This window comes from Streptomyces sp. NPDC001941 (assembly GCF_040296945.1).
Taxonomy (GTDB): Bacteria; Actinomycetota; Actinomycetes; order Streptomycetales; family Streptomycetaceae; genus Streptomyces.
In genome coordinates, this window is sequence record NZ_JBEOYE010000004.1 from 93,563 (window position 1) to 109,287 (window position 15,725).

Genomic DNA, 15,725 nt, shown 5'->3' on the forward strand with positions numbered 1-15,725 from the left:
CGGCTTCATCGGCTGCCTCCGCTGGTGAGGCCGAGCAGTCCGGCCAGGTCGGTCGGGCCCGCGCCCTGGCCGGGGAGCGCGAGGGCGCCGGGCAGGGCGGGGGTCGTGGAGGTGGGGGCGGCGGTGCTGCCGGAGGGCAGGGAGCCGGGCTTGGCCGGGGTGGGGACGGCGCCGCTGCCGGGGGCGTGTGCGGAGCCGCGCACGTTGAGGCCCGAGGAGGCGGGGGCGGTGCAGCCGGCCTTGGTGTTGAGGGCGGGGGCGGTGCCGAGGTCGAGGCCGTTGCGGTAGCGGGTGCCGCCGTAGCCGGAGGTGCAGGGCAGGGGCTTGAAGAAGGTGACGGCCATGCCGAAGTTGACCTTGCCGCCGTCGACGGCGGTGGCGCCGGCGGAGACGGCGGCGGGGAACTTCACCAGGAGTTCCTCCACGCCGCGCTGGCGGGTGACGGCGATCTGCGAGGTGGTGAGCAGGTTGGCGAGGACGACGCCGAGGCTGGGGTCGAGGTCGCGCAGCAGTCCGCTGACCTGGGTGGTGGCGTCGGGGGTGACGGTGAGCAGGCGGCGCAGGTCGGTGTCGGAGCCCTTGAGGGTGGTGGCGAGGGTGCGGGCGCCGGTGGCGAAGTCCCTGATGGCCTGTGCTTCTTCGGCCTGGGTGCGCAGCACGACCGCGCCGTCGTTCATGAGCTTGGTGGTGGAGGGCAGGGCGCGGTCGGCGGCCTGGACGAAGGCGCTGCCGTTGTCCAGGAGCACCTGGAGGTCCTCGCCGTGTCCCTCGAAGGCCTTGCCGAACTCGTCGACGACCGTGCGCAGCGATTCCAGGGGTACGGAGCTGGTGAGGTCGTTCATGCTGGTGAGGACGTCGGTGACGGGGGCGGGGACCTGGGTGGCGGACTGTTCGATGGTGGTGCCGTCGGCGAGGTAGGGTCCTTCGTCGCTCTCGGGGCGCAGGTCGACGTACTGCTCGCCGACCGCGGAGAGTCCGGCGACGACGGCCTTGGCGTCGGCGGGGATGCGGGGCGCGGACTTCTTGATGCGCAGTTGGGCGACGACGCCGTCGGAGGTGAGGCCGATGTCGCCGACGCGGCCGACGGAGACGCCCCGGTAGGTGACGTCGGAGTGGGTGAACAGCCCCCCGGTGCGGGCGAGGTGGACGTCGACGGTGTAGTAGTCGGCGACTCCGGCGAACCGGCCGAGGTCGGCGTAGCGGATGCCGACGAAGCCGAGGACGAGGACGGCGATGACGAGGAACGCGAGGTTCTTCAGCCGTACGGCGAGGGTGATCACCGGCTGCCGCCTCCGTTCGCGCGCGTGGTCGGGGAGGTGGTGACGACCGGCAGGGGCAGCAGCGGCGAGCGGTTGTGCCGTACGCCTTCGGGCTGGGGGCCTGGGTCGCCGGTGGGTTCCTCGGTGGGCTGGTCGGTGGGCTCTTCCGTGGGTTCCCCGGTGGGCTCCTCGGTCGGTTCCTCCGTGGGTTCCCCGGTGGGCTCCTCCGTCGGCGTGGGCGTGGGGTCGGGGTCCTCGCGGGGCACCAGTGGCGGGATGACCTGGGTGCCGGGTGCGGCGGCGATGTGCAGGTAGGTGTTGAGGTAGTCGCCCTTGACGCCGCGCAGCACCTCGTCGGTGAACGGGTAGGTGAGGAGCGCCTGGAGGGAGTCCGGCAGGTCGGTGCCCGCGTCGGCGAGCGCCTTCAGGGTGGGCGCGAGCGCCTTGAGGTCGGCGACCATGTCGTCCTTGCTGGCGTTGATGGTGGAGACGGCGACGCCGGAGAGGGTGTCGAGCGCGCGCAGCATGGTGAGCAGGGAGCCGCGCTGCTTCTCCAGGGTCTTCAGGCCGGGCGAGAGCGTGGTGAGGACGGTGTCGACGTCGTCCTTGCGGGTGGCGAGGGTGGCGGAGAGCCGGTTGACGCCGTCGAGGGCCTGGGTGATGTCGTCGCGGTGCGCGTCGAGGTCGGTGACGAGGGTGTTGACGCGCTGGAGCATGGAGCGGACCTGGGGTTCCCGGCCGCCGAGCGCCTTGTTGAGTTCCTGGGTGATGGTCTTGAGCTGGTTGACGCCGCCGCCGTTGAGGAGCAGGGAGAGCGCGCCGAAGACCTCTTCGACCTCGCTGTTGCGGCTGGTGCGGGAGAGCGGGATGACCTGGCCGCCCGCGAGGGTGCCGCCGGTGGTCCTGGACGGGGCGATGAGTTGTACGTACTTCTCGCCGAGCAGGCTGGACTGTTCCAGGCGGGCGGTGGCGTCGGCGGGGAGGTGGACGTCGCCGTTGACGCGCATGGTGACGCGGGCGGTCCAGCCGTCGTCGCCGAGGCGGATGTCGGTGACGCGGCCGACGGCGACGTCGTTGACCTTGACCGCAGACTGGGGGACGAGGCTGAGGACGTCGTCGAGTTCGGCGACGACGGTGTAGGGGTGGGAGCCGAGGTCGGCGCCGCCGGGCAGCGGGAGGTCCTCGATGCCGTCGAACCGGGGCGGGCCCCAGGAGAAGGAGGTGACGGCGAGGGTGAAGCCGAGGCCGAGGGCGATCACGCCGCCCACGCCGACGCCGATGGTCTTGCCGGCCAGGGCCGCGCCGCGTCTCACCGGTTCCCCTTTCCGGTGGCCGCCGAGGTGCCGCCCGCGACGGGCAGCGGGAGGAGCGGTCCGCCCGAGCTGATCTCGTTGAGGTTGGCGCGGCCGTCGAGGGTGCGGGTGTTCTTGTTGTACGCGTTGACGACGTTGCCGGCGGCCAGCGGGGCCGCGTCGAGGGCTTCGGCGAGGGAGGCCCGCTGGCGCACCAGGGTCTGGGTGATGGGGACGAGCTTGTCGATGTTGTTCTTGAGCTCGCCGCGGTTGTCCTTGATGAAGGTCTTGACCTGGCTGAGGGCCTTGCCGAGTTCGGAGAGCGCCCCGGCGAGGTCGTCCTTGTTGTCGGCGAAGTAGCCGACGACGTCGTCGAGGCGCTCCTGGGCGCTGCGCACGTCGCCGTCCTTGTCCTTGAGCATGGTGGTGAAGGTCTGCAACTGGGCGAGGGTGGTGAAGAGTTGTTCGCTGCTGCCGTCGAGGGTCCGGGCGGCCTTGCCGAACTCCTTGACGGAGTCGCCGATGGCGGCGCCGTTGCCCTTGAGGTTCTTCGCCCCGGTGTCGAGGAGTTCGGAGAGGGCTCCGGCGGAGTTGGCGCCGTCGGGGCCGAGCGCCTTGGCGAGGTCGGTGATCGAGGAGTAGAGCTGGTCGATCTCGACGGGGGTGCGGTTGCGGTCGGCGGGCAGGACGGCGCCGTCGGCGAGTGCGGTGCCGCCGGTGTAGGCGGGGGTGAGTTGGACGTAGCGGTCGGCGACGATGCTGGGGGCGACGACGACGGCCCGGGCGTCCTCGGGCACGCGGACGCCGTCGTCGAGGGCGAGCCGGACGCGGACCTTGGTGCCCTCGGGGTCGACGGATTCGACGTGGCCGACGCGGACGCCGAGGATGCGCAGGTCGGAGCCGGGGTAGATGCCGACGGCGCGGTCGAAGTAGGCGGTGACGCGGGTGCCTTCGTCGTCCAGGACGGTGTACGTGACCAGTCCCGCGGCGGCGAGGACCGCGACGGCGAGTCCGACGACGAGGGGTCTGCTGCGGGTGGTCATCGTTCACCGCTTCCCTGGGCCGCCGCCTGCTGCCGGGGCGGCTGGCATCCGGTCTTGGGCTGGGAGCCCGCGGGCAGGTAGTCGCGGGGCACCACGCCGCACAGGTAGCTGTCGAACCACCGGCCGTTGCCGAGGGTGTTGCCGATCAGCCGGTAGTAGGGGCCGACGAGGGCGAGGGTCTTGTCGAGCTGGGCGGTGTTCTTCTCCAGGACGCCGGTGACCCGGCTCAGCGCGCTGAGGGTGGGTCCGAGCTGGCGCTGGTTGTCGGTGACCAGTCCGCTCAGCTGGGTGCCCAGGGCACGGCTGCCCTTGAGGAGGGCCTTGATGGCGTCGCGGCGGCTCTGGAGTTCGCCGAGCAGGGAGCTGCCGTCCTCGATGAGGACCTCGAAGCTGGACTGCTTGTTCTGCAGGGTCTTGGTGAACTTCTGGCTGCCCTTGAGCAGTTGGGCGAGCTGGGTGTCGCGCTTGGAGACGGACCGGGAGAGCGCGGAGAGTCCGTTGACGGCTTCGCGTACGTGCGGGGGCGAGTTCTTGAAGGTGTCGGAGATCGTCTTGAAGCTCTCGGCGAGCTGCTGGGTGTCGATGGCGTCGACGGTGCCGCTGAGGTCCTGGAAGGCCTGGGTGACGTCGTACGGGGAGGTGGTGCGGGAGGCCGGGATGCGGGTGTCCGGGTCCTGGCGGCCGGAGCCGAGCGGGTCCAGGGCCAGGTACTTGTCGCCGAGGAGCGTCTTGATGGCGATGGCGGCGGTGCTGCGGTCGCCGACCCAGGCGTCGCCGACCTGGAAGTCGACCCTGACCTTGGCGCCGTCCAGGGCGACGGAGGTGACCTGGCCGACCTTGACGCCGGCGATGCGGACCTCGTCGCCGGTGTCGAGTCCGGCGGACTCGGTGAAGTCGGCGCTGTAGGTGGTGTCGTCGCCGACCAGGGGCAGGTCGTCGATGTTGTAGGCGAGGGTGCCGAGGACGGCGAGGACGACGAGCCCGGCGACGGCGACGTGGACGGGGTCGCGTTCCTTGACGGGCTTGAAGCGGGGCCCGGCGGGGCGCCGGCGGGCTGTGGTCATCCGCGGCACCTCGGTTCGCTGACGGTGATGCCGGTGGGCGGCTTGGAGCCGTCGGAGGTGCTCACGCCGCTCACGCGGGCCTCGCAGAGGTAGAGGTTGAACCAGGACCCGTACGAGGAGAGCCGGGCCAGGGCGGTCATCTTGGCGGGCGTCCTGGCGAGGAAGTCCTCGATCTGCGGGGTGTGGTCGCCCAGGGTGCCGGAGAGCCTGCCGAGGTCGCGGATGTCCTTCTTCAGGGGCGCGCGGCCGTCCTGGAGGAGTCCGGCGGTGGCGGTGGTGAGGTCGCCCATGGCCTGGACGGCCTCGCCGAGGGGCTTGCGGTCGCCGTTGAAGCCGGTGACGAGCCGCTGGAGGGTGGTGACGAGGTCGTCGAAGGCGCTCTCGCGGTCGTTGAGCGTGCCGAGCACGGTGTTGAGGTTGGTGACGACCTGGCCGATGACCTTGTCCTTGGCGGCGACGGTGGTGGTGAGCGAGCCGATGTGGCGCATCAGGCTGTCGACGGTGCCGCCCTCGCCCTGGAGGACCTGGACGAGGGATCCGGCGAGCTCGTTGACGTCCTTCGGGGAGAGGCCCTCGAAGAGCGGTTTGAAGCCGTTGAAGAGCAGGGTGAGGTCGAGGGCGGGGGTGGTGCGGTCCAGCGGGATGGTGTCACCGTCGTGGAGGGTGCCGTCGAGGTCGCCGCTGCCGCGGTCGAGGGCGACGTAGCGCTGTCCCACCATGTTGAGGTACTTGACGGCGGCGGTGGCCGAGCGCGGCACGGCGCGGTCCTCGCGGACGCTGAAGGTGACCTGTGCGGTGCGCCGGTCGACCACGCGCACGTCGGTGACCTCGCCGACCTTGACGCCGGAGATGCGGACGCTGTCGCCGTCGACGAGGCCGGTGGCGTCGCTGAACAGGGCCTTGTACTCGTTGGTCGCCGAGCCGGTGCCGGTGTTGGCGATGCTGAAGGCGAGCACGGTCGTGGACAGGGCGGTGACGACGAGGAACGCGAGGGACTTCAGGACGGGTCCGGTCAGGCCGCGCCGGCGCAGGTGGTCGGCGGGCGCGGGGGCGTCCTCGGTGGCGGGGGCGTCGTCCACGGGGGTGGGTGCGGTGGTCATCGCAGGGTCACCTCCGCTCCGCGGTAGGCGGGTCCGACGAGCAGGCTGCTCCACTCGGGCAGGTCACCGGGGGGCTTCTTGGCGCCGGGCGCGAGGAGTTCGTTGACCAGGGCGCTCTCCTGCGGGGAGTTCGCGGGTCCGAGGTCCTGGTCGGCGGCGGCGGTGGCGCGGGCGGCGGGCGCGGTGGGCACGCCGAGGTAGGGCACCGGGTAGCAGTGCGGGCCGTCGCCGCCCGCGTACGACGGTGTGTCGCGGCCGGGCAGGTAGGCGCCGCGGGAGGGCACGGTGGTGACGTTGACGTGGAGTCCCGGCTGGTTGGTGCCCTTGCCGAGGGCCTTGTCCATGGCCGGCACGAACTCGGCGATGGTGCGCAGCGTGCAGGGGAAGGACGAGGAGTACTCGGCGAGCCGTTCCAGGGTGGGCCTGCTGTCCGCGCTGAGCCGGATGATGTTGTCCTTGTTCTGCCGCAGGAAGGCGGTGACGTCCTCGGAGGTGCGGGTGACGGCTCCGTAGGTGCCGACGAGGTCGCTCTCCTTCTCGGCCAGGGTGGTGCTGGTGGTGGTGAAGTCGGTGAGCGCCTGGACGATGTCGGGCGCGGCGTCGGCGTACACCTGGCTGACCTTGACGAGTTCCTTGAGGTCGCGGTTGAGGGTGGGCAGCTGCGGGTTGAACTTGCGCAGGTGGTCGTCGAGTTGGACGAGGGTGTCGCCGAGCTGGTCGCCGCGTCCCTCCAGGGCCTTGGAGACCGCGGAGAGGGTGGCGGAGAGCTTCTGCGGCTGGACGGCGGTGAGCATGGGCAGCACGTTGTCCAGGACCTGCTGGAGTTCGACGGCGTTGCTGGAGCGGTCCTCGGGGATGACGGCGCCCGCGTCGAGGCGCTGCGCCGAGGGGCTGGCGGGGGGTACGAGGGCGACGAACCGTTCGCCGAACAGGGTGGTGGGCAGCATCTGGGCGGTGACGTCGGCGGGGATGTCGTCGAGTGCGCCGGGTTCCATGGCGAGGGTGAGGCGGGCGCCGGTGTCGGTGGCGTCGATGCGGCGTACTTCTCCGATGACGACTCCGCGCAGTTTGACCTCGGCGCCCAGGTGCATCTCGTTGCCGACGGTGCCGGTCTCGACGGTGACGGGTTCGGAGGCGGTGAACTGCTTGTCGTACACGGCGATCGCGAGCCAGACCAGCAGCGCGGGCACCAGCAGGAAGGCGACGCCGGCGAGTCTGCGGCGCAGCCGCTCGCCGTGGGGACTCCTCATCTCAGCCCGCCACCTTCACGGTCGTGGTCGCGCCCCACAGGGCGAGCGACAGGAAGAAGTCGGTGACGCTGATCAGGACGATGGCGTTGCGCACGGAGCGGCCGACGGCGACGCCGACGCCGGCGGGGCCGCCGCTGGCGCGGAAGCCGTAGTAGCAGTGCGCGACGATCACCATCACGCTGAAGATCAGTACTTTGAGCACCGAGAGCAGGACGTCGGTGGGTGACAGGAACAGGTTGAAGTAGTGGTCGTACGTGCCCTGGGACTGGCCCTTGAAGAAGACGACGGTCAGGCGCGAGGCGAAGAACGAGGACAGCAGTCCGATGGCGTACAGCGGGATGACGGCGACGACACCGGCGATGATGCGGGTGGTGACGAGGTAGGGCATGGAGCGGATGCCCATGCCTTCGAGGGCGTCGACCTCCTCGTTGATGCGCATCGCGCCGAGCTGGGCGGTGAAGCCCGCGCCGACGGTGGCGGACAGGGCGAGGCCGGCGACGAGGGGCGCGATCTCGCGGGTGTTGAAGTACGCGGAGACGAATCCGGTGAACGCGGCGGTGCCGATCTGGTCGAGGGCGGCGTAGCCCTGGAGGCCGACGACGGTGCCGGTGAAGAGGGTCATGGCGACCATGACTCCGATGGTGCCGCCGATGACGCCGAGGCCGCCGGAGCCGAACGCGACCTCGGCGAGCAGGCGTTGGACTTCGCGCAGGTAGCGGCGCAGGGTGCGCGGGATCCAGAGCAGGGCGCGCAGGTAGAACAGCAGCTGGTCGCCGGAGCGGTCAAGCCAGACGAGCGGGGAGGCCATCGGCCTCAGCCTCCCTTCGGCGGGACGATCTGCAGGTAGATGCCCGTCAGGATCATGTTGACGAAGAACAGCAGCATGAAGGTGATGACGACGGACTGGTTGACCGCGTCGCCGACGCCCTTGGGGCCGCCGCGCGGGTTGAGTCCGCGGTAGGCGGCGACGATGCCCGCGATGAACCCGAAGATCAGCGCCTTCAGTTCGCTGATGTAGAGGTCGGGCAGCTGGGCGAGGGCGGAGAAGCTGGAGAGGTAGGCGCCGGGGGTGCCGTCCTGCAGGATGATGTTGAAGAAGTAGCCGCCGAGGGTGCCGACGACGGAGACCAGGCCGTTGAGCAGGACGGCGACGCCCATGGTGGCGAGGACCCGGGGGACGACGAGGCGCTGGACGGGTGAGACGCCCATGACCTCCATCGCGTCGAGTTCCTCGCGGATCTTGCGGGAGCCGAGGTCGGCGCAGATGGCGGAGCCGCCGGCGCCGGAGATCAGCAGGGCGACGATGAGCGGGCTGGCCTGCTGGATGACGGCGAGGACGCTGGCGCCGCCGGTGAAGGACTGGGCGCCGAGCTGCTGGGTGAGCGAGCCGACCTGGAGGGCGATGACGGCGCCGAAGGGGATGGATACCAGGGCGGCGGGCAGGATGGTGACGCTGGCGATGAACCAGAACTGCTCGATGAACTCGCGGAACTGGAAGGGCCGTCGGAAGATGGCCCGGCCCACTTCGGCGCCGAGCGCGAAGAGCCGCCCGGTCTGGCGCAGGGCCGCGGTGATCACGCGCCGCTCCCGGTGGCCGGGAGGGTCAGGGTGGGTGCGGCGCCGTCCCTGGCGTAGGTGTCGCGGATGGCGGTGCGGGCGGCGGGCGGCAGGGTGTCGAGCATGCCGAGGACGCGCTCGCGGCGGCGGGCGACGGCGCCGCGGGGCGGCAGGCCGGGGGACGGCTCCAGCTGGGGCACGATCTCGCGGGGCGCGGCGGCGCGGCGGGCGGCGACGGTGGCGGCCTCGGCGGCCATGGTGTCGGCGTCCTTCTCCTCGGACATGCCGATGGGGCCTTCGCGGTGGCCGCCGAGGAACTGGGCGACGACGGGTTCGTCGCTGGTGAGGAGGACTTCGCGGGGCCCGAAGGTGACCAGGTTGCGGCGGAAGAGCATCCCCATGTTGTCGGGGACGGTCGCGGCGATGTCGAGGTTGTGGGTGACGATGAGCATCGTCGCGTCGATCTGCGCGTTGAGGTCGATGAGCAGCTGGGAGAGCAGGGCGGTGCGCACGGGGTCGAGCCCCGAGTCGGGTTCGTCGCACAGGACGATCTGCGGGTCGAGGACCAGGGCGCGGGCGAGTCCGGCGCGCTTGCGCATGCCGCCGCTGATCTCGCCGGGGAGTTTGCCCTCGGCGCCGAGGAGGCCGACGACCTCGATCCGCTCCATGACGATGCGGCGGATCTCGGACTCCTTCTTGCGGGTGTGCTCGCGCAGCGGAAAGGCGATGTTGTCGAAGAGGTTCATCGACCCGAAGAGGGCGCCGTCCTGGAACATGAGCCCGAAGAGTTTGCGCGTCTCGTAGATGTCGCGTTCCGGGCTGTTCACCATGTCGACGCCATTGATGAGGACGCGGCCCCGCTGGGGCTTGAGCAGTCCTATGAGGGACTTCAGGAATACGGTCTTGCCGGTGCCCGAAGGTCCCAGCATGACGCTGACTTCCCCGGCCGGCAGGGTCAGTGTCACGTCCTGCCAGATGTTCTGCTTGCCAAAGGACATGGTCAGGCCTTCAACCACTACTTCGATACCCATCTCACCTCCAGCAAGCGCTCTCGCGCGTGTGTCGCGGCCCGCACGCTAAGTCCTTGTGGATCTCCCGGACAATAGGTCCGGCAGCCAATTCCGTACACGATCCCGGGTTTTGTCACCGCGCAGACAAAGTCCGGTGCCCCGCTTGTCTCCGGGGAGATACAGCGGGACCCCGCGGCTCCGGGTGCCGGATCCGCGGGGTCGCGCCGACGGGCGTCCGTCCCGTACCGGGTCCGGACCGGTTGCCGCCCCCCGGGACTCCGGGCGGCGGGGGGCCGCCGACCTGGAGTCGAGCGTCGCACCCGGAACGCTACGGCTGGGTAACCTCCGGCGGCAATACCAGGTTCTGAGATTTTCGCGAGACCGCGTACGGCCAGGTTCCTTTTGTCATCCAGGAGCCAAACGGGCGCGCGGAGTTGTCACCGCGGAGCGCTTTCTGGCGCAACGCTGACAAAGTACGGGGCGGCCTGACACGGCGCTGACACGAGCCCGCCCTCCGACCACCGAAAATGTCGACTTTACGCACCTGGCGACAAGGTGCGCCCCGGCATCGCTCACCCAGGGAACAGGTATTTCCACATCTTGAAAGAATCATGAACTACGCCATTGTTCAGGGAAGTTTCCCGCAAGTAACGTCTGGCTCGCGGCCGAGGAAATCCGAGCCGCGGGCCGCCCGGCCCCGCCCCCACTGTTCCGCCGCGGCCCAACCTCTGCCGGTCAATCCCCAAGGAGAGTCCCAGAGTCATGAAGAACGCCATCAGAAAGTTCGCCATCGTCGCCGGTGCGGCCACCGCCTCCTTCGCCCTCGCCACCGGTCCGGCCCTGGCCGTGCCCTCCACGGTGTGGACGGTCAACCCCTCCCCGGCCAGCTTCACGGCGACCAACAGCGGCAACATCGTGCTGAGCGTCAACGGCATCGCGATGACGTGTACGACCTCGGGCGCCTCCGGCACCATGGCGAGCGCCACCGGCAACCCGGCGGTCGTCGCCTCCATCAGCGCCATCAACTTCGGCACGGCGGGCACCCCCTGCACCAGCGTCCTCGGCAACGTGACCACCGTCCCGACCACCCCGTGGACGATCAACGCCGCCGACTACACCGCCGCCACCGGCACCACCAAGGGCTACGTCGGCAACATCGTCGCCGACGTGACCGTCGGCGCCTGCAAGTTCCGCGTCACGGGCAAGGCCTCCGGCAACTACGTCAACTCCACGGGCAAGCTGTCGGTCGCCAGCACCAGCGGTGAGCTGATCGTGTCGAACTCGACCAACTGCGGTTCGGCCGTGCCGAACGGCGCCAAGCCGATCTTCACCGGCGCCTACCTCGTCAAGAAGACGGGCACCACCACGATCCCGACGATCGTCGGCTCGAACCCGTAAGCAGTACGGCTCCGTACCCGCCCGGCCGGCCACCCCGGCCGGGCGGGTGCGGGCTTGCGGCCTCCCGAACCGGCGCCACCCCGAGCGGAGCGACACCACCCATGACAGGCCTCCCCGCCACCCCGCGCACCACCCGAGCCCGCACCCGCTACGCCGCCGTGGCGGCGTTCGTCGCGCTGGCCCCCCTGCTTCCCGGGGCGGCGGCGGCCGTGGGGCCGCAGGAGGTCGACGCCGAACTGCCGTACGTGTGCGCGTTCCCGTCGGGCAAGCAGCCGGTGAAGGTCCGGGTGCGCGCGACCTTCCCGGCGCAGGCTCGGACCGGCGAGGAGATCAGGCCGGTGAAGGTGTCCACGGCCGTCGAGCTGCCGGCCGCCGCCACTGCCGAGCTCACCGGGCTCAAGGCCGCCACCGCCCAGCCGGCCACCCGGCTCTCCGTGACCGCGAGCCAGGGCGCGGAGGAGGCGCCGGCGAGCTGGCCCGGCTCCGCCCAGCCCGTCGCCGTACCCGCCGAAGGGCCGCTGGAGCTGTCCACCACGGGGGACGTGCCGGCGGTGTCCACGGCGAGCGCCGGGCCGCTGGTCTTCACCGCCGGGGCGCTCGACCTGGACCTGGCGCTCGCCCTCGCCGACGGCGCGGCCGCCACCCCGCCGTCGCTCAGCGTGACCTGCGCCCTGGACCCGAAGGCCTCCGGCGGGGACGGCAAGCTCGTCACCGTGCCCGTGGGCGAGGACACCGGCACCACCTCGCCCTCCCCCGGCGGCTCGCCCTCCCATTCGGAGCCCGGGGGGACCGGTACGACGGCGCCCGGCAAGCCCGGCACCAGCCCGTCGCCCGGCAAGGGCCCCAAGGCCAAGGCGAAGGGACCCTCGGTCCGGGCCGCCGCGCCCAAGCGCGACGCGCCGCCCTGCATCAAGAAGAACCCCACGGACGTGTCGCTGAACGCCTACATCACGGGCTACGCCAACGTCCGCAAGCAGAAGGGCGCCTCGCTGATCCCGGTGTCCTGCGTCCAGATCGAGCAGGGGCCGCCGGAGCTGGTGTTCCCGCCGGACGGCAGTCCGCTGCACCTGGTGCAGACGTCGCCGGGCTACCTGGACTACCAGGGCCGCAAGCAGACCCCGCCGTTCAAGTCCACCTTCCTGACCTTCGACTTCGTGCCCGCCACGGCCACCATGGTGCTCGAACAGACGGGTCCGATGGTGGTCAGCTCGGACGTGCTGCTGAGCTTCCCGGACAACATCGCCGAGACGTACGTACGCGTACCGCTGAAGATCCACGTCCTGGACGTGAAGGTCAACGGGACCCGGCTCGACGTCGGCCCGAACTGCCGCACCGCCACGTCCCTGAAGTCGGCCGACCCGGACCCCGCCAAGTACCCCGGCGACCACCTGGTCATGCTGGGCAAGGGCAAGCTCGTCAACGGCACGGACGCCACCGGGTACGTGCTCACCTCAGGCGGCCCGCTCACCGGCGAGGTCACGATCCCCGCGTTCAAGGGGTGCGGCAGCAAGGGCGAGAACCTCGACCGCCTGCTGACCGCCTCCATCTCGGGTCCCGGCAACTACATCAAGCAGATCCAGGGCCAGACCTGCAAGGTCATCGAGGACGTCCCGACCGAGAACCAGTGCACCGAGGACCGCGAGCCCTACGTGGTCCCCAAGCCCGAGCGCTGATTCCCCGCCACCGCACCACGCCCCCGTCAAGGAAAGGCAGCCGCCATGCCCCTCGTCACCAGGCGCACCAGACTCGCGACGCTCTCCGCGCTCACCGCGCTGGGCGCCTTCGCCTCGCTCGGGACGGCCACGGCGGCCGACCCGGTGCTCAACGGCGGCTGGGCGCCGTTCACCCGCTGTCCGGTGGACGCGGGCCCGATGATGGCCACCGACGGCCTGGACAAGGCCCCGCAGTGCGTCGCCTCGTCCTCCGCCAGCGGCTCCATCAAGCTGGGCAACACCACCGTGATCACCGCCAGGACCAACCTGCAGATGGGCACGATCCAGAACAGCGACGGCACCAGCTCGGTCGTCGCCCCGGCCTCCGGCGCGCTCATCGCCGACTCGGCCACCGTGCCCGGCGGCCTGCTCGGCCTGATGTGCCCGAGCAACCTGCCCGGCATCACCGAGATCTGCCAGACCCTGAGCGACGCCAAGCTCAACAAGATCACGGCGACCATGGAGTCGGTGGGCACGCCCTCCAACTTCGACCAGATCGCGGGCGTCCTCACGGACATGCCGATCGTCACCATCCCGGTCCGCATCCACCTGCAGAACCCGATCCTGGGCGACAACTGCTACATCGGCACCAAGGCCAACCCGATCCTGCTGCGCCCGGCCAACTCCACCGCGCCCGGCTTCGGCGTGGACCGCTTCAACGGCGACGGCTCGGCCAACGAGGAAGGCGACATGAGCCGCCTCAACCTGCTCGGCTCCACCCAGGGCGACAGCACCTTCGCGGTGCCCGGCGCCAGCGGCTGCGGCCTGGGCCTCGGCCTGGTCAACGCGGCGGTCAACCTCAAGACCGGGCTGCCCGCGGCCTCCGGCAAGAACAAGCTCACTCTCAACAACACCCAGACCTACCTCGGCGGCCTGTTCGCCCCCGGCGTGGTCGCCCCCGACGCAGGCAAGACGCTGTCCCGCAACTGGCACTCCGCTGTCAAGTAGCAGCCGCCGGGCGGCGAATACCGGCCAGCTCAGCGGGCGCGCCGCCACCCCTGGGCACCAACTCTTGCGCAAGTGGTGTACAGCACAAGGAACTTGATTTAGCTTCAGCAGTCCGCGAAGCAATGCACCTGACGGCAGCACCGGCGCCCTCCCCGCCACGGAGGGCGCCGTACCGCACCGCCCTCCCCCCACCGGGCGCGCAGGAGAGCAAGGGATCGTCATGCCCTCAACCGCACAGCCACCGGCACTCGGTGAACCGCTCGACCCGCTCCCCAGGGAGTTCGCCGCGCTGATGCGTCCGGAGATACCCGGGCTCATCAAGGAGATACGCGTCGAGGTCCAGCGCGCCTACCCGGTGTACGCCAGGCTGCTCAACGGGCCCAACGCGGACGCCATCCGCCAGGGCGTCGAGCAGGCGCTGGCCGGCTTCGTCGACCGGGTCGCCGACCCCGGCACGAACTCGGCCCTGCGCGACGAGCTGCTGCGGAAGTTCGGCCGGGTCGAGGCCTACGAGGGGCGTGAACTGGACACGCTCCAGGGCGCGTACCGCCTGGGCGCGCGCATCGCGCTGCGCCGCGCCAAGACCATCGGCCGCCAGTACAACCTCTCCCCCACGCTGATCCTGACCTTCGCCGACGCGCTCTTCGCGTACGTGGACGAGCTGGAAGCGCTCTCGCGCGAGGGGTACGTCGAGGTGCAGGCCCGCTCCGCGTCCGAGGTGTCGGCGCTGCGAAGACAGTTACTCCACCTCATCCTGGCCGGGTCCCCGCTGCCCCAGGCCACGATCGCCGAACTGTCCCAGGACGCGGACTGGGAACTGCCCGAGCAGTGCACCCTGGTCGCCCTGCGCGCACCCGCCCCCGACCACATCCAGGCCGGCCTGGACCGGGACGTGCTGGCCGACCTCGGCATCCCGCAGCCCCATCTGCTGATCCCCGGGCCGCTCACGCCGGAGCGGCGGGCGATGCTGGACGCCGCGCTGGCCGGGACCCACGCGGTCGTGGGCCTGACCGTCGCGCCGGACCAGGCGTCGGACTCGATCCGCTGGGCGCGCCGGGTGCTCCAGCTCATCGACGACGGCATCGTCGCGGACGCGCCCGTGGTGCGCTGCGAGGAGCACCTGACAACGTTGTGGCTGCTCTCCGACCCGGCCCTGGTCGGTCATCTGGCGGCGCGTGAACTGGCGCCGCTCGGCGGCCTCTCGCGGGTGCGGCGGGGCCGTCTCGTGGAGACCCTGCGGGTGCACGTCTCCACCCGGGCGCCGGCCGAGCAGGTCGGCGAGGTGCTCGGCGTGCACGCGCAGACGGTGCGCTACCGGCTGCGCAACCTCGACAACCACCTGGGCCCCCAGCTCACCGACCCCGACCACCGGTTCGCGATGGAGGCGGCGCTGCGCTCACTGCACCTCCAGGGCAACGACTACGCCGAGTGAACGAGTGGCCGAGTGGCCGAGTGGCCGAGTGGCCGAGTAGAAGCGTCGGAGAGGAACCCCCAGAGCGGCATGCCGGGCAGCCACCTCCCACGCCGCGCCTGACAGTCGTTCAGCTGTCGGCGGTGCGGCCCGGCATGACCACGCACACGACGGCGGCCGTGACGAGGACGGTCACGGCCGCGGTCGTCGCGGAGCTGGGCAGCGGCCCAGCCGTGATCGACCGGGGAGGTCCTAAAGGTCCGTCGCGCCGCGCGGCCGGCCGAGGCGGTCCATGACCCGGTCGCGCAGGATCTCGTACTCCTCGCGCAGCCGCCGCCACTCCGCCGCGGGCGGCCGGGGTATGACGACGCCGTCCGTGACGCTCTCGTGGGGCGCGAACTGCTCGCGGGTCAGGTCGATCTCGACACCCGTGGCGAACCGGTTCCACCAGTGGTAGTCCACCCGCTCGCCGTCCACGTGCACCTCGCCCCTGACCAGTTCGCCGCCGAGCAGGTCGTTGACGACCATCGCCGTGACACCGCACTGGTCGCGGGCCGGGTTGTCCGCGCTCCAGTGCGGCCGGTGCACGGGGGTGCAGGTGTCGGCGCCCCAGCTGTCGCGCACGGCCTGTTCGACGTCCTTGAGGAGCAGTGGTCTCGTCATGCGGCGATCATGGCAGCC

Annotated in this window: 14 protein-coding genes; 4 read left to right on the forward strand and 10 right to left on the reverse strand. The window is 70.9% G+C overall.

All coding sequences use genetic code 11. From position 1 onward, the window contains the following. Nucleotides 1–5: 5 nt before the first annotated feature. From ABT160_RS05515 to ABT160_RS05555, 9 genes are read right to left on the reverse strand one after another with little or no spacing between them, the layout of a single operon-like run. The gene (locus ABT160_RS05515; RefSeq protein WP_351643843.1) at nt 6–1,280 is read right to left on the reverse strand and encodes an MCE family protein; all 1,275 of its coding nucleotides are present in this window, start codon (nt 1,278–1,280) and stop codon (nt 6–8) included. Next, the gene (locus ABT160_RS05520) at nt 1,277–2,572 is read right to left on the reverse strand and encodes an MCE family protein (RefSeq protein ID WP_351643845.1); all 1,296 of its coding nucleotides are present in this window, start codon (nt 2,570–2,572) and stop codon (nt 1,277–1,279) included. Before ABT160_RS05520 ends, ABT160_RS05515 begins: the two co-directional genes overlap by 4 nt. Further along, nucleotides 2,569–3,594: an MCE family protein gene (locus ABT160_RS05525; protein WP_351643847.1), complete on the reverse strand. Its 1,026-nt coding sequence runs from the start codon at nt 3,592–3,594 to the stop codon at nt 2,569–2,571. The genes ABT160_RS05520 and ABT160_RS05525 overlap by 4 nt, the downstream gene beginning before the upstream one ends. Then, a complete protein-coding gene (locus tag ABT160_RS05530) occupies nt 3,591–4,658 on the reverse strand; it encodes an MCE family protein (RefSeq protein ID WP_351643851.1) in 1,068 nt (355 codons plus the stop codon). The genes ABT160_RS05525 and ABT160_RS05530 overlap by 4 nt, the downstream gene beginning before the upstream one ends. Beyond that, nucleotides 4,655–5,758 (reverse strand): MCE family protein, encoded by a 1,104-nt coding sequence (locus ABT160_RS05535; protein WP_351643852.1) that lies wholly within the window; start codon nt 5,756–5,758, stop codon nt 4,655–4,657. Before ABT160_RS05535 ends, ABT160_RS05530 begins: the two co-directional genes overlap by 4 nt. Next, nucleotides 5,755–7,008, reverse strand: coding sequence for an MCE family protein (locus ABT160_RS05540; protein ID WP_351643854.1), 1,254 nt, complete (start codon nt 7,006–7,008; stop codon nt 5,755–5,757). Before ABT160_RS05540 ends, ABT160_RS05535 begins: the two co-directional genes overlap by 4 nt. Before the next feature lies 1 nt (nt 7,009). Next, nucleotides 7,010–7,816, reverse strand: a complete 807-nt coding sequence (locus tag ABT160_RS05545) for an MlaE family ABC transporter permease (RefSeq protein WP_351643857.1) — start codon at nt 7,814–7,816, stop codon at nt 7,010–7,012. A 5-nt stretch (nt 7,817–7,821) separates the two neighbouring features. Next, a complete protein-coding gene (locus ABT160_RS05550; protein WP_351643859.1) occupies nt 7,822–8,586 on the reverse strand; it encodes an MlaE family ABC transporter permease in 765 nt (254 codons plus the stop codon). After that, on the reverse strand, nt 8,583–9,596 hold the full coding sequence (locus tag ABT160_RS05555) for an ABC transporter ATP-binding protein (protein WP_351643862.1): 1,014 nt from the start codon (nt 9,594–9,596) through the stop codon (nt 8,583–8,585). Before ABT160_RS05555 ends, ABT160_RS05550 begins: the two co-directional genes overlap by 4 nt. A 741-nt stretch (nt 9,597–10,337) precedes the next feature. Here ABT160_RS05555 and ABT160_RS05560 point away from each other — a divergent pair. The 4 genes from ABT160_RS05560 (at nt 10,338) to ABT160_RS05575 (ending at nt 15,065) form a co-directional block, all read left to right on the forward strand. Then, on the forward strand, nt 10,338–10,973 hold the full coding sequence (locus ABT160_RS05560) for a hypothetical protein (RefSeq protein ID WP_351643864.1): 636 nt from the start codon (nt 10,338–10,340) through the stop codon (nt 10,971–10,973). A gap of 101 nt (nt 10,974–11,074) precedes the next feature. Then, on the forward strand, nt 11,075–12,646 hold the full coding sequence (locus ABT160_RS05565; protein WP_351643867.1) for a DUF6801 domain-containing protein: 1,572 nt from the start codon (nt 11,075–11,077) through the stop codon (nt 12,644–12,646). A 45-nt stretch (nt 12,647–12,691) separates the two neighbouring features. Beyond that, nucleotides 12,692–13,633 (forward strand): hypothetical protein, encoded by a 942-nt coding sequence (locus tag ABT160_RS05570; protein WP_351643869.1) that lies wholly within the window; start codon nt 12,692–12,694, stop codon nt 13,631–13,633. A 220-nt stretch (nt 13,634–13,853) separates the two neighbouring features. After that, the gene (locus ABT160_RS05575; protein WP_351643870.1) at nt 13,854–15,065 is read left to right on the forward strand and encodes a PucR family transcriptional regulator; all 1,212 of its coding nucleotides are present in this window, start codon (nt 13,854–13,856) and stop codon (nt 15,063–15,065) included. Between the two features lie 231 nt (nt 15,066–15,296). Here the strand turns inward: ABT160_RS05575 and ABT160_RS05580 are convergent, their stop codons facing one another. After that, a complete protein-coding gene (locus tag ABT160_RS05580; RefSeq protein WP_351643873.1) occupies nt 15,297–15,707 on the reverse strand; it encodes a YunG family protein in 411 nt (136 codons plus the stop codon). Nucleotides 15,708–15,725: the final 18 nt, after the last annotated feature.

What these genes read in the sequence shown, in the direction of transcription:
- ABT160_RS05525 (WP_351643847.1), bottom strand. Translation starts at nt 3,594, where the DNA reads ATGACCACCCGCAGCAGACCCCTCGTCGTCGGACTCGCCGTCGCGGTC.
- ABT160_RS05530 (WP_351643851.1), bottom strand. Translation starts at nt 4,658, where the DNA reads ATGACCACAGCCCGCCGGCGCCCCGCCGGGCCCCGCTTCAAGCCCGTC.
- ABT160_RS05535 (WP_351643852.1), bottom strand. Translation starts at nt 5,758, where the DNA reads ATGACCACCGCACCCACCCCCGTGGACGACGCCCCCGCCACCGAGGAC.
- ABT160_RS05540 (WP_351643854.1), bottom strand. Translation starts at nt 7,008, where the DNA reads ATGAGGAGTCCCCACGGCGAGCGGCTGCGCCGCAGACTCGCCGGCGTC.
- ABT160_RS05545 (WP_351643857.1), bottom strand. Translation starts at nt 7,816, where the DNA reads ATGGCCTCCCCGCTCGTCTGGCTTGACCGCTCCGGCGACCAGCTGCTG.
- ABT160_RS05555 (WP_351643862.1), bottom strand. Translation starts at nt 9,596, where the DNA reads ATGGGTATCGAAGTAGTGGTTGAAGGCCTGACCATGTCCTTTGGCAAG.
- ABT160_RS05560 (WP_351643864.1), top strand. Translation starts at nt 10,338, where the DNA reads ATGAAGAACGCCATCAGAAAGTTCGCCATCGTCGCCGGTGCGGCCACC.
- ABT160_RS05565 (WP_351643867.1), top strand. Translation starts at nt 11,075, where the DNA reads ATGACAGGCCTCCCCGCCACCCCGCGCACCACCCGAGCCCGCACCCGC.
- ABT160_RS05570 (WP_351643869.1), top strand. Translation starts at nt 12,692, where the DNA reads ATGCCCCTCGTCACCAGGCGCACCAGACTCGCGACGCTCTCCGCGCTC.
- ABT160_RS05575 (WP_351643870.1), top strand. Translation starts at nt 13,854, where the DNA reads ATGCCCTCAACCGCACAGCCACCGGCACTCGGTGAACCGCTCGACCCG.
- ABT160_RS05580 (WP_351643873.1), bottom strand. Translation starts at nt 15,707, where the DNA reads ATGACGAGACCACTGCTCCTCAAGGACGTCGAACAGGCCGTGCGCGAC.